General features: G+C 39.2%; 13 protein-coding genes. 1 reads left to right on the top strand and 12 read right to left on the bottom strand.

The window, feature by feature from the left end:
• Positions 1-12 precede the first annotated feature (12 nt).
• From ACYQ35_RS03080 to ACYQ35_RS03050, 7 genes are read right to left on the bottom strand one after another with little or no spacing between them, the layout of a single operon-like run.
• A complete protein-coding gene (locus ACYQ35_RS03080) occupies positions 13-1,350 on the bottom strand; it encodes a TIGR04283 family arsenosugar biosynthesis glycosyltransferase (protein WP_459830353.1) in 1,338 nt (445 codons plus the stop codon).
• The gene (locus ACYQ35_RS03075; RefSeq protein ID WP_459830181.1) at positions 1,350-2,039 is read right to left on the bottom strand and encodes a TVP38/TMEM64 family protein; all 690 of its coding nucleotides are present in this window, start codon (positions 2,037-2,039) and stop codon (positions 1,350-1,352) included. Before ACYQ35_RS03075 ends, ACYQ35_RS03080 begins: the two co-directional genes overlap by 1 nt.
• Position 2,040: 1 nt before the next feature.
• Positions 2,041-3,012 (bottom strand): (Fe-S)-binding protein, encoded by a 972-nt coding sequence (locus ACYQ35_RS03070; protein WP_459830177.1) that lies wholly within the window; start codon positions 3,010-3,012, stop codon positions 2,041-2,043.
• Entirely contained in the window at positions 3,002-3,682 is a 681-nt protein-coding gene (locus ACYQ35_RS03065; RefSeq protein WP_459830174.1) for a TVP38/TMEM64 family protein, read from the bottom strand. The genes ACYQ35_RS03070 and ACYQ35_RS03065 overlap by 11 nt, the downstream gene beginning before the upstream one ends.
• A gap of 10 nt (positions 3,683-3,692) precedes the next feature.
• Complete coding sequence (locus ACYQ35_RS03060; protein WP_459830170.1) at positions 3,693-4,700, bottom strand: phosphotransferase family protein; 1,008 nt, start codon at positions 4,698-4,700, stop codon at positions 3,693-3,695.
• Positions 4,627-5,694, bottom strand: a complete 1,068-nt coding sequence (locus ACYQ35_RS03055; protein ID WP_459830163.1) for an LCP family protein — start codon at positions 5,692-5,694, stop codon at positions 4,627-4,629. The genes ACYQ35_RS03060 and ACYQ35_RS03055 overlap by 74 nt, the downstream gene beginning before the upstream one ends.
• The gene (locus tag ACYQ35_RS03050) at positions 5,675-6,625 is read right to left on the bottom strand and encodes a glycosyltransferase family 2 protein (protein ID WP_459830160.1); all 951 of its coding nucleotides are present in this window, start codon (positions 6,623-6,625) and stop codon (positions 5,675-5,677) included. Before ACYQ35_RS03050 ends, ACYQ35_RS03055 begins: the two co-directional genes overlap by 20 nt.
• A gap of 54 nt (positions 6,626-6,679) precedes the next feature.
• Here ACYQ35_RS03050 and ACYQ35_RS03045 point away from each other — a divergent pair, with 54 nt between their 5' ends.
• A complete protein-coding gene (locus tag ACYQ35_RS03045; RefSeq protein ID WP_459830156.1) occupies positions 6,680-7,639 on the top strand; it encodes a glycosyltransferase family 2 protein in 960 nt (319 codons plus the stop codon).
• Here ACYQ35_RS03045 and ACYQ35_RS03040 read toward each other — a convergent pair.
• The 5 genes from ACYQ35_RS03040 to ACYQ35_RS03020 all read right to left on the bottom strand — a co-directional run bounded on the left by ACYQ35_RS03040 (position 7,628) and on the right by ACYQ35_RS03020 (position 13,911).
• Entirely contained in the window at positions 7,628-10,060 is a 2,433-nt protein-coding gene (locus tag ACYQ35_RS03040; protein ID WP_459830152.1) for a glycosyltransferase family 2 protein, read from the bottom strand. The genes ACYQ35_RS03045 and ACYQ35_RS03040 overlap by 12 nt on opposite strands.
• Positions 10,061-10,801 carry an ABC transporter ATP-binding protein gene (locus tag ACYQ35_RS03035; protein ID WP_459830148.1) on the bottom strand — a complete coding sequence of 247 codons (741 nt, stop codon included), beginning with the start codon at positions 10,799-10,801 and terminating at the stop codon, positions 10,061-10,063.
• A gap of 8 nt (positions 10,802-10,809) precedes the next feature.
• The gene (locus tag ACYQ35_RS03030) at positions 10,810-11,574 is read right to left on the bottom strand and encodes an ABC transporter permease (protein WP_459830144.1); all 765 of its coding nucleotides are present in this window, start codon (positions 11,572-11,574) and stop codon (positions 10,810-10,812) included.
• Positions 11,575-11,653: 79 nt separating this feature from the next.
• Positions 11,654-12,580: a sulfurtransferase gene (locus tag ACYQ35_RS03025; RefSeq protein ID WP_459830140.1), complete on the bottom strand. Its 927-nt coding sequence runs from the start codon at positions 12,578-12,580 to the stop codon at positions 11,654-11,656.
• Positions 12,577-13,911 (bottom strand): glycosyltransferase, encoded by a 1,335-nt coding sequence (locus ACYQ35_RS03020; RefSeq protein ID WP_459830136.1) that lies wholly within the window; start codon positions 13,909-13,911, stop codon positions 12,577-12,579. Before ACYQ35_RS03020 ends, ACYQ35_RS03025 begins: the two co-directional genes overlap by 4 nt.
• Positions 13,912-13,967: the final 56 nt, after the last annotated feature.

The following is a 13,967-nucleotide window of genomic DNA, read 5'->3' as shown; positions in this document are numbered from 1 at the left end:
TCCTCTCTTTCGTTACCTTACATCTTTATACAATTCGGAAATGATTTCTATGTTCACTCCGTCCCTGTACATTTTACGAAGACGGTTCATCTTCCACATTAACTGTAATTTGGAAATTGTTCCCTTTGGAAACCTCCTTTCTGAAGTATAAATTCTTTTTCGGGTCATACCCAATTTTATTTTCCTTTCCTTTAAGTTTAAAGAAAATTGATAATCCTCCATAATCGGAAGATTTGGAAACATACCCGCTTCAAAAAATAAATCCCTGTCAATAAAAATTCCCTGATCTCCAAACATTACCTTTCTGTTTTTTACCCGATGATTTGATATAACACGGCAGGTAAACATAAAAAAGTTTTGTGAATGAAATGCAATTCCAAAACAGCCTGCCCTATATTTTCTCATCACTCTCCTGATTTCTTCTAACGGATTCTCGGGAAGTTCACTGTCACAGTGAAGGAAAAACAATACATCTCCGCTGCTCGCCTTCGCACCTGCATTCATCTGCTCCGCCCTTCCCTTTTTCGTATGCAATACCTGATATTCACTGTCAATTAACTGTAACGTCCCATCTGTACTTCCCCCGTCCACAAAAATAATTTCACATTTTTTCTTTAATGGTTCTAACTGCCTTTGCAGATGCCGAATTGTTTTTTCCTCATTGTAAGTGGGAATAATAACAGATATGCGAAACTGCTCCCAAACATAATTTTCCGTTTTTGTGGAGAAATGTTTCCCCACCTTTCTCATTCTGTTCCTATACGCTTTCAAATCCTCCGGTGTATCCATATCTTCTAATGTTGCCGTATAACCTACCCTCACACTTTTCTCATGTAATTGTTTCAGTGTCTCGGCAAAAACATTTTTATGCCCGTATGTGTCAAGCCCAAACACTTCTTTTCTCGGCTTTTTCATTCCCACAAGATAGTATCCGCCATCTCCTGTTCTCCCAAAGACAACGTCCTTTTTCTCCAAAACGGAAAACGCTCTCTCAATATATTCTTTCCTGATTTCCGGTATATCCGTCCCCATAAGAACGCAAGATGTGTAACCGCAAGAAAATACTTTTTCAAACGCCTGATACATTCTCTCACCCAGACCTTCTCCCTGTTGGTGAAAATATTTCTTTTCAGTCCCAAGCAGAGACTGTAACTGCCGTTTCGCTTCTTTTTCATGAGGCGTATAACAGACAAAAATATCCGCCTTTACCCTGCCACACTCCCGTCTCATGTCCTTTAGAAAACATTCATGCAGTTTAGCGCACTGTTTCGGGGTAAAACGGGGCATCATTCTTGTTTTCGTCTGACCGGGAATAGGTGCTTTTGTAAAGATAATAACTGCTTTTTTCATCATTTTTTCCTCTGCCTGTCCATGTATATTTTTCTAATCATCATCACCAAAATAGATAAAGCAAATAAAATCATCAATCCCGACACAAGCAGTTTTGCACCTCCCGTAAGCATTCCTCCTACATAGGAATAAACAATTGTTGCAGGCAGTTGTCCGATTCCCGTGGCAATCATAAACGAACCAAAAGACATAGATGTAAGCCCTGCCGCATAACTGACGATATCAAAAGAAATAAATGGAAGAAGACGGCAAATTAAAATCGTATTCTTCCCGTATTTCTCAAAAAACGCATCAATTTGTGCAATCCCTGCTTTACTTGTCAGTTTTTCCGCAATATCCCTTCCCAAGACTCTCGCAATGAAAAAACAGAGCGCTGCCCCCGCCATTGCACTTGTCCAGGAAAGAATTGCCCCTTTCCACCAGCCAAATAAACTTGCATTGGCAAAAGTAATTAAAAATGCCGGAAGCGGTGCGGCTACAGACTGAAAAATCATTAACCCGAAGGAAATCATTCCCGCATATATTCCATAAGAGGCAACAAATTCTTTCACAACCGTGAAATCTCCGCTGGCAAACATACGAAATACTTCTTTCATTGTATCTCTGATTGGCGTAATGGTGTAACAGCCTACAATACAAACTGCCAGTACAACCAGTACTCCTATTTTCTTCATGGTGTTTTTTTTCATCTTAACTTTCTTCCCTCCAGTATTTCATCTTCATTCGATTAACAATAGATTTTGCCGTGTCCGGTTTTTCTTCCCTGCTCAATATCTTCACAAGCAGATTGTCCGTATCCGTATATCCCTTCCTCGCAAAATTTCCCGAACAAGAGGCACAGTATGTATATACTTTCCCACTTTTTCGTATATTTTCTACCATGTTATCCACCAAATCCGGCTCGTTTTTTCCCGCACACCCGCCAAGCCCACAACACTGAGCATCTTGAATAACATTGGGGGGTTCCGTAAGAAACACCTTTATCTCTTCCAAAAGCGTCTGCTTTTCTCTGTCGGGACACGGAGGAAAAACATTGATTTTTCCTTCAATTTTCTCTCCCCAGCCAAACTCTTTTAACTTTTCATAGATACTGACCACTTTTACTTTCAATCGGCTTTTTAAAAAGAAATAACAATTCGGACAAAGCATAATGACTTCCTCTACACCTTCCCGACATAGTTTTTGTTCTATTTCTGCTATAATTCTTTCTTCCTGCTCCTTTAGCCCAAGTTCCGCTATAGGTTTTCCACAACAGTCGAATACAACTCCTATCCCTTTCTCTTTTTGTAGTTTTTCTATAAGATATTTTGTTGTTGCAGGATAAAAAGAAGGAAAATTACAGCCGGTAAACAACACACTTTTTACTGTCGCATTCTGATAATTCCGAAACAGATAATCCTTCTTTTCTTTTATCAGCATAGCGTACCCTTTTTCTTTCACTTTTCCCTGATTTTCTTTTACCTGTTTCTGACGCATACGAAGAATTATTTCCCTGCCATCTATATTTTGGGGACACACTTCCGTACATTTTCCACAGAGAAAACAGTGATAAATAAGGTCTTCCCTTTCTTCAATTTGTCCAATATCCAATTTATATTTTTCCAAAAAACTACAGTGCTTTCGACAAAGACCGCAGTGTATACAATCTTCTTTACTCTTCATTCGTATCCTCCCCTATATAACGTTTTTTCAGGAAAAATCCCACACCCACAACGATAACTGCAAGTAAAACTGCTATTCCGATATAAAGCACCCTGTTTTCACTGTTTGTCAAACCTGCTGTTCCAACCGTATACATCGCTGTTCCCGGAAGCATAAAAAGAAAAGAGCCGATTGTATATGTACTGAACTTTATATCCGTTATTCCATAAGCAAAATTTTGAAGGTTGTATGGGAAAATCGGAACCAGCCTTGTTATCATCAAAATAAACAACTCATTTTTCCCTGAAGTATCGAAAAGCCATTTTTTTAAATATTTATTTTTAATAACGAGAGGTTTAACGCTTTCTTTTAAAAAATATCTGCCTACAACAAATGCCAAAACCGCACCTATGGTTGTCGCAACAGAACAACAGATTGTCCCTAAAACCGAACCGAACAAAAGTCCTGCCAAAATAGCAAAAGTAACACCGGGAAGCGCCAAAACCACACAGCCGACAACAGTAAATACAATGTAAAGCAAAACTGCCACGGCCAGATTCTTTTTCACCATTGCCTTTAGAAAAGACAGATTATCTATATCTCCAATATACGATGACCAGCCGAAAATCTGATTTAAAATAACTATCAGCACAATTATTCCAATAAATATCCAAATTTTTTTATTCTTCATCTTTTTTCCTTTACAACTCATACCGTCTGCTGATTTCCTCTAAAAAATCATCAGAAAGATACCTGTTAAGTTTTCCCCATGTTTCTTCATTTTTTATGAGTTTATCCCCACTTTGATACTGTATCCACGCCATTGCACACCATGTTATCCCACGCAGGCAGTTAATAGGAAGAAATAACTTTAATCTTTCCTCCAAATTTCCCACTTCAATGCGATTTCCAACCTGTTTTTTATATTCCTCTACAAAGTCGTCCATTTCCTGCTCAGATAAAATAACGTCCGTTTTCCAAAAAGTCGTTGTCGGTGCTAAAAAATGTCCCAAATCCTGTGCCATATCACCCAAAAGTGCTTTTTCCCAGTCTACAAGATAATTGTCTTCCCCTTCCCCGTTAATAAGAAAATTTCCCGAATTCAACTCCGTATTGATACAGCATACCTGCCCTTCATATACCTCCGCTGTGGCAAGTTTGCTCTCGCCTCTCTCCAGCATTTTTCGTATTTTTGTCTTCTTCCTTTCCTCCCCGAGAGGCGAACTATTATACACTTCTATCATCTCGTGACACTCGTCCAAAATGGCGCGTAAGCAATTCTTTGGCGAAAGGAGAATACTATCTTTTTCAATTGGAACAGAATGTATATCCGCCAGACATTCCGCCGCCAATTTCATGTCCGTATGATAATTCAGCGGTCTCCCCTCCAAAAATTCCATAACCATTATTCCATATTCTATATCCGTTTTTTCATCATCTGCAAAAATCGGACGCGGTGTTCTTTTACTGTTTTGAAGAAGTTTTAATGTTTCATATTCATACAAAATCTGATTATCCAAATGTATCTGACTTCCCGTATTAACCCGTAAAACAAGTTTTTCCTTCGTCTTCGGGTGGTAAAACCAATAATTTACATTGTATTCGCCCTGTCCGAGCAAATGTAATTCCAACTTCTTATCTTCCGATGAAATCCCCAATGCCTCGCAAAACCGCCGGCTTTGCACATAGCGTTGTACCTTCTTCTGCATCTTCCTTACCTCCCTCTATTTCAGGGAAAAGTTCCCTGTGTATCTCTTCCACATCTTTTTTGCAGTCGACTCCCTCCACAATTTCTTCGTAGTCCGTAAACGGAACATTCGGGTCAGCCGGCTTTCTCTCCTGCGGTTTAATCTGTCTCGGATATGGTTTAAGTATTTCTATTTTATAAGACATGGCGTTCTTGCCGTAATCCACGATTTCTTTTGTCTTAAAGTTTGTTTCCACCTGTGAAAATACACTGTCGATAATTTTATCCATCTGTGAAAAATTTGCTTCTTTTAATTTGGCAAGCATTTTACTGATTACTTCCTGCTGCCTGCTGCCCCTCTTCATATCTCCGCCCTCTGTCACACGAATTCGACAGTAACCTGTCGCCTGCACCCCGTCCAACAGTTGATTACCCGCTGCAGTCACCTGTTTCGGCTGTTTTCCCATAAGTTCCGCAATTCCCTGTGCATAACCGTTAATATGGGGAATTTCGTCCGGCTGCACATTTATCTCAATGCCGCCTAGAATATCAATGGTGTCTGCCATTGCCTTGAAATTAACGGAAACATATTTCTCAATATCCAACCGCAAAGTCTCATTTAAAACGGAAATTGCTTTTTCCGGACCGCCTTTCGCGTAAGCGTCCTTCATCTTAATCTCTTTTCCATTATTCTCCATCATCGTATTTCCATAAACAGAAAACAACTTTACTTCTTTCGTGTCTTTGTTCAGACTTACCACATACACTGCATCACTGTCCACAACGGAATCCGCAGGACTTATCACGTTTACCCCAAACAATGCCACGTTCAGATAATTATCCCCAAGTTCTTTATCCACCTCTTTGGAAATGTTCAATTTGACCGTATCCACTTTCCCTTTTTTAATTTTGGAAAGTTTACTTCCGGCGTACACTCCTATTCCCACAACCAGTGCAAGAATAACTGCGATACTTCCGATAATAATTTTTTTCTTCTTATTTTTCGTTTCTTCCATCTTCTCTTCTCCTCCAATACTTTTTATCCCAACTCCATCTTTCTACAAGCCGTCTTGGAAATTTTTCATAATGCTTTCCAAATTCAAAGGCTATACATTTGACGCTGCTTAGTAAAAACAATCTTGGCAGCAAATCTGCCCTTTTTTTCTTCAACAGATAAACTGCCGTATTTTTTACGAGGCGTATTCCCTCTTTTTCCGAGGACAGCCTCTTAAAAATCTTCTCATACTGTCGATGAACGACCCCAATATCAAAATTTCTTTCCCACTGAGTTCTGTATCTGTAATGGTGTGAATGAAATACTTTCGCCTCCGCACAATAAATCACATCTGCTCCGCACAATAGTGCCTTTGCCGCAAAAACGCTGTCCTCACTGAGCAAAATATTCCTCTCAAATCCACCGATTTTTTCATACCGGTCTCTTCTGTAGGCGGCACACACATTGGAAGTAAAACAATCCTTAATCCCTCCGCCTTTTAATTTTTTTCCTGTTTTTCTCTCAGTGGACGGCGGATAATTAAAGTACCTGCCGTACTTCTCTATTTTATCGCTTGTCCTAAAGGGAATCTGTCTCGCATACGCCACCGCATTCTTTTCTTCTTTTATACAATTTATTAATCTCTCTGCCAATCGGTTATCCACAGGAACTGCGTCCTGCACAAGAAAGAGAAAATAGTCCGCATCACTTGTTTTCGTCCAATCATGCCTTGTACCGCCGTGATTAAATTTTTCCTTTGGGATACGCCTTATTTCCACTTTTTCCTCATTTTCAAACCACTTTTCTACCATTTCTCCGTTCCATGTGGAATCTACTGATAAAACAAGAGTTATTTTTCGAATGTCCACTGTCTGTTTTAACAACCGAATAACACAGTTTTTCAGACGTTTGTCCGGTTTCCAGACAGGAATCATTACATCTGCTATACACATATTCTTCTTCCTCTGTTACAATAATACTAATTTTAATTGAAAAGGAACACTACGATGAAACTTAATATTATTATTCCAAACTATAACGGCAGACATTTTCTCTCTGCCTGTTTACATTCTCTAACAAAACAATCCTTTACGGATTTTGATATTACGGTTGTGGATAACGGTTCTTCTGATGACAGCCTTCGCTGGTTATCTGAACACTATCCTTATGTACATACAATCCCTTTATGCAAAAACACCGGATTTTCCTCCGCTGTCAATATGGGGATCCTCCGCACAAAAAGTCCGTATGTTATGGTTTTAAATAATGATACCCTACTTACCTCTGACTGTATTTCACAACTGATGCGTGCCATACAGAAAAGTCCTCAAATTTTTTCCGCAGGTGCGAATATCCTTACATTGAGTTCCCCTCATCTTACGGATACAACAGGAGATTTTTACAGTATACAGGGATATGCTTTCTGTCGCAATCAGGGATTAAATCCTTCCCGCCGGAATTCTTCTGATGTCTTTTCCAACTGCGGCTGTGCCGTCATTTACAGACGCGCCCTTCTTCGCCATGTGGGATTGTTTGACGAATCCTTCTTCGCCTATTTGGAAGATGTGGATATCGGATTCCGTGCAAGAAGGCTTGGCTTTCAAAATGTACACTGCCCAAACGCCATCGTGTATCACCACGGCAGCGGAACGACAAAAGCGACATATACTGCCTTTAAGGTGTATCATTCCGCCCGAAACAACATTTGGCTCAGAAAGAAAAATCTTACAAAAATACAACGTGTTCTTCACGCACCTTTTTTTATTGTAGGAACTTTCTTAAAATATGTTTACTTTCAAAAATACGATTTACATTCCCATTATCGAAAAGGTATCATAGACGGTTTATGTACTCCGATAAAAGTTTCTAAATTAAACGGTAAATCTTTGTTCCGAACAGAAATATGGATTTGGTACGGAACTTTCCTTTATATAAAACAATACCTGAAACGGCAATTAACTTCTTAGCGAAAAATCATGTCTGTCCAGAGCAAGATTCGGATTGTAATTGGCATCTCCGTGTTCCAAAAATACTTTCCATCTTCTCTGGAAATATTCGATTTCCCTGCGGAATCTCTCTATCTTTTCCTCTGTATCTTCAAGTCCTCTTGTCTTAGACTCATCGTGATACCATACCGCAAACGGATTGTATACGACTAAATATCCTTTCTCCCCTACTCTTAAACAAAAATCCGTATCGTTAAATGCTACCTGCAATTCCGTATCCATTCCTCCTGCTTCTTCATAAACAGCTTTTTTTACCATCATACACGCTGCTGTTACTGCACTGTAGTTCTGCACACAGGTCATTCTGCAGAAATATCCCGGTGCATTTTTGTCTTCACCTACAAAGGCGTGACCTGCCACACCTCCCAAGCCGACAATCACTCCCGCATGCTGCACTGTGTTATCGGGATACAAAAGTTTCGCCCCCACAATACCCACATCACTCCGCATACAGTAACCGAGCATTTCCCGTATACTTTCTTTTCTGTCAAGCCATGTGTCGTTGTTTAAGAGAAGAAGATATTCTCCTTTTGCTTTCTGCACCGCAAAATTTTGAATGGCAGAATAATTAAATTTCCCCTTATATTCGTACACACATATATTTTCATGTGTCTCCGTAAGTTTGCTATAATATCCCCACGTTTCCGCTTCCTCACTATTGTTTTCCACAATCACAATCTCATAATGTTGATAGTCTGATTTCTCCTGAATGGACTTTATACATCTGTCCAAATCTTTCACATGGTCCTTATTCGGAATGATAATGGAAACGAGGGGTTCTTCTTTCAAATGATATATAGAGTGATAAAAACCGGGTGAAAGAAACTCAATATCCGCATCAATCCCCACACGTTTATAGTGTGCCAAAATCGCATTTCTCCCTGCATCATAAGCATATGATTTACTGTCCGGATTTCCCGCAACAGAATTAGGGTGAATTCTCCAGTGATACAATATTTTCGGGATATGCAAAATCTCTTTTGTCTGCTCCACACACCGCAGAATAAAGTCATAATCCTGTGAGCCGTTATATTCCGACCGTAAATAGCCCACTTTCTCAAACAGTGTACGCTTTACCACATACAAATGGCACATATAATTTGCACTTCGCAATAAATCTATATTAAAATCCGGCTTAAAATGAGGCTGATAATATTCTTTTCCGTCCATAGACACCTTATCTTCGTCTGTATAAATAACTTCCGTTTCCGGAAACTCATTGACTGCCTTTGCACATTCGTACAACGCATCGGGAGAAAGCATATCATCATGATCCGCAAACACGATAAAATCACCCTCCGCCCGCTTTAGCGCCTCATTTGTGTTCTCCGAAATCTGCAGTTGTCTGTTGTTTTCTATTACATGAATACGTCTATCCTTCTTTTCATACTTTCGCAATTTCTCCCGCAAAGGAGAATCCTCCCCACTGCCGTCCGACAGATAGAGCTGCCATTTCGGATACGTCTGTTCCTCTATGGACTGTATCAACTCTTCCAAATAAATGAGAGGGGTTTTATATAACGGTACAACAATGGAAAACTCCGGTTCATAGGCAAATTTTGTCTTTCTTTGCATCTCTAACTGCTTTTTATTCGGAAAATATTTCAGACGGAAAGTTTCGTAAGTCGCCCTCTCCTTCTTGGTCAATTTTTCCATTCCTCTTCGAATTGTCCGTTTTATGCCAAACTGCTGATAATACACTTTTGACTTAAAACCTATCTCCTTTAATTTGCGGTAACCTTTATGTAAAAGAGACTGGGACACCGACCTCTTTTCTGATTTTATCTTCCCGTCACACTGTACGGTTATCAAAAGTTTTCCCTGCGGTTTCTCTCTTGTCTCCACAACAAATCCGTGAATCCATTCCCTCTCACACTCAGGATATACTCTCTCCACGTCCGGTCTTCTCTGAAAAGCAATTTGCTCCTCCTCAATAAGATTTCCATTTATGGAAATGGAATACGCCTCTTTTGCAATACACCAACCCCGCACAATCAGACCTGTTCCGCCAACTGCGATTTCATCAATGTTCATCTCTACACGATTTTCCAGTTTGCGAAGAGTACCTGTATCCATACAGAAAATTTCCTGCAAATCCAGTTTTTTTCTCTCAAAAACCCTCAATTTTCCGTATGCTTCATACCCTTTTGGAAGTGTAATCCAGTAAAATACCTTTTCCTCACACTCTCCCTGCTCCATATATGCCTTCGGTGTTTTTATTGTCTTCTGCTTTTGCACCTCAACTTCCAATGCCGTGTAATCTAAGGAGATTAAAAGTTCTCTATTCTTTTTACTTCCTTCATGCCAGTAACCGCAAATCAAAAATTTATTTTTTTCCACGCTGTGAAATCTGGCATACTGTATATAAAACCTGTTTTCCACTTATATTTCTCCTCGCATTATATACTCTTCCGTCACTTCCCGACATGAACCGTCCTTTCGGATTTTCCCTTTTTCTAACCAGACTGCCCTTGAACAGATTTCTCTTACCTGCTCCATATTGTGTGAGACAAGCAAAATTGCCGTTCCCTTTTCACGCATTTCCTGAATACGTCTTTTGCACTTCTCCTGAAAAGTAAAATCTCCCACGGAAAGTACCTCATCTACAATCAAAATGTCCGGTGTCCCGAAAGTCATAACGGAAAACGCCAGTCTCGCCAACATTCCCGATGAAAAATTTTTAATCGGAATATCCATAAACTCTTCCAAACCGCTGAATGCGACAATATCATCATAATGTTCTCTCATCACTGTGCGGTTATATCCTAAAATCGCTCCATTCAACCATACGTTTTCCCGAGCAGTCAAATCTATGTCAAAACCTGCTCCCAACTCAATTAACGGAGCAACTGCACCATTTACCCGAACTGTCCCTTCTGTCTGTTTAAGCACTCCGGCCAAAATCTTCAGAAACGTACTCTTTCCGCTTCCGTTAAGCCCGACAAGTGCCACGCTCTCTCCACGCTGCATTTCAAAGGAAACATGGCGCAACGCCCACAAACTGTCATAAGAAATATGCCCTTTAATTTTCTTCACAAAATATTCTTTTAAATTATCTACTTTTTCCGATGCCATGTGGAATTGCATGGAAACATTCTCCGCCTGAATAATCGGTTCGCTCATTTTTCCCCCTATAAATCAAGAATAAATTTTTGTTGTCTTTTATGAAAAAGCCATGCCCCTGCTAAAAATGTCACTCCTGCCGATGCAAGACAGTAATATAACTCTGCATTTGAGGGAACGGCGCTGTCTATCATAATCATTCTGAAAGAATCCATTATTCTCGTAATCGGATTATAATATACTACTTTTCTCATATACTCCGGTAAAATGGAAAACGGATAAATGACAGGTGTCAAATAAAATAACGCCATACAAAAGACACCGTACAAATGAAGAATATCCCGAAATCTTACCGTAATTGCCGCCAATGCAAGACCAACACCAAAAGAAAGTATAATCAGACAAAAAAGCGGCACAACAGACCATAAAAATATTGGTGATAACTTAAATCCGGTAACAATCATGACAACAAGCAGTGCAATAAATGATGCAAAAAGATTTACTGCTCCCGACAAAATTTTTGCTAAAACAAGCATGTACTTTGGCAGATATACTTTTTTAATCAACGAACTGTTACCTAATATCGCCATCATGGCATCTGTTGTAGAAGACTGGTAATAATTAAAAATAACCTGGCCGCTCAAAACATAAATTGCATAATTTTCTATGTCAAAACGAAATAATTTGGAAAAAACCAAATATAAAATGGTCATCATTAAAAGAGGATTTAAAACAGTCCATAGAACCCCCAGTATTGACCTTCTGTATTTTATTTTAATATCTCTGCAAATCAATTCGTATAGCAGAGACTTAAATTTCCAAAATTCCTTCATTCTTTCCTGTTTCTCCCACAAAGAAAAAGAGGTGTTATTTCCACATATAAATTATATGTGGAAGTAACAACTCTCTCACTCATTCTACTTCACCGACTACTGCCCATCTCCAAAAAGATTGTCCATAATTATATGTATGTTCATATCCGCACATTTCCAAAACAAGCTGCACATATGCCGAACGGATTCCGCCCGTACAATATGTTACCACTTTATCCTCTTTCTTTACGCCTTTATCTTCAAACATCTTTACAATGCTCTCTTTATCTTTCAACGTACCGTCCTTTTGGAACAAATCTACATACGCAACATGAATCGCTCCCGGAAGATGTCCTCCCTTTGCCTCATCATATAAAACTGCTCCATCATATTCCTCTTTTGTGCGGACATCTACTACTTTATATTCTTTATAATTTTTCTGCAGTTCCTCTGTTGTAATATTGTGTGATGAATCCAGTTTCTTTACTTCCATATCGGATTTCTCCGGTTTAGATGCCCCAAGTTTCATGGATACACCAATATCTTTCATCGCCGTAATTCCGCCGTCCACAATCTTTACATTTTTACAGCCTGCCTGTCTGAGTTCCCATAGAACTCTTCCATCTTCTCCCCAGCCATCTTCCGGCTGTCCAAGAATAATAATCTCCTTGTCCTTCTCAATTCCAAGTTCCTGTAAACGTTTTGTCAGTTCTTTCGGTTCAGGTACAAGCCCCCAGTTCTCATCTCCCGCCTTTCCTTCCTGACAGGTAGATAATGACTGCCAATCGGTCACAACCGCACCCTCAACTGTTCCCAAAAGCGCTTTTTTTGTGCCTCTTGCATCTAAAAATAATACATTATCATCATCTAATTTTTCTTCTGCTTCTTTAGCACTGATAACAAACTCTCCTGTAAATTTTGATGAACCGTCCGACTTTTCTGTCTTATGACTCTTATTTCCACAGCCTGATAAAACAACAGACACTGCCAACGCTAAACCACATAAAATAACTCCTGCTCTTTTCATCTCTTTCTTCTCTCTTCCTGTATTTTTAATTTTTCCAACAAAACCTCTTCCAAAAGAGAAACCGTGTTTTTATGTTCTTCTTTTTCTTCCCGCAATTCTTTTTCTTTTACGGTTAAACACAGTTCAGTTTTTATCACTTTCTCTTTTATCTCTTCAATACACTTGTTTCTTCTTTCCAGTTCTTTTTCCTGCTCTTGTATCCGGCTCTGTGCATGCTGCAAATTTTCCTGCAACTCGCTTCTAAACCTCTGTAGTCCCTGTGTATATTCCTTCTCTTTCTGTAACTGTTCACGCAAAACCAGTACTTTGCGGTCCTGTTCTGCCAACCTTACATGGATTCCGAAATCCATGTAAAAATGTTCCAGATTCCACTGATAAATATCCTGCAGCTTCACATTATATTTCTTCCTCAAAATCAAAACTACCTCCGGATTTCTAAGCAGTTCCTCAAACTTCTCAATTCCCATTATTCTAAAATTAGGAAGTCCTTTCGTGCAGTTCATTAAAAGAAATGCCTTCTCAATCTCCAATTCCAAGTGCGACCCTGCATCTTTATTTCTAAAACAGTCCCCGAAAAACTTTATCATCTCTCCATCGGATAAATCCTGAATAAACTTACGCCGTATTATCATATGTTCATTTAAAAATCGCGCTGCTTTCAACTCGTCCGCCCCACTAATCTGGTCATTCGGATTTTTATAACACCTATAATTCACCAACTCTTTATCAATCACATGAATCGGATAATAACGCACAATTCTAAGCCACAAATCCATATCTGCCGACTGACAGTAAAGCAAATTGAAATTCCCAACCTTATCAAGCACTTCTTTTCTTATGACTGCCGAAGGGTGACTCAGGCAGTTTCCCTCAAAAATAAAATGTTGTATCCAATCTTTCTGCGTATAAAAATTTTTCACAAGAAGCCCCGATAACATATTAAACTTCTCTTTTGCATTTTCTCCATTTTCATCAATAACAGTTGAAAAGGTGAAACAGGCTCCACATTCTTTCCGTTTCTCTAAATAATTTATCTGCAGTTCTAACTTGTCCTTCTTCCATAGGTCATCACTTGTGGCAAATGCCACATATTCACCTTTTACCTGCTGCAAACCATAATTTGCTGCCATACAATAAAACTGATTTTCTTTCAGGGAAAAAAGACGTATCCTCTTATCCGTATATTCTTCTAACAATTCTTTCGTACAATCCGTAGAGCCGTCATCTACAATAATCAGTTCAAAATCCTCATACGTCTGTTGCAGTATGCTATCCACTGACATTTTCAGTGTGCCGGCACGATTATATGTACTTAAAACAATGCTAACCATACTTTATTTCTCCTATACCTATTCAATATTGACACAGGATAAGTACAATAGCAAAT

This window comes from Faecalimonas hominis (assembly GCF_054660755.1).
This window is presented reverse-complemented; position numbering and strand designations above follow the sequence as displayed.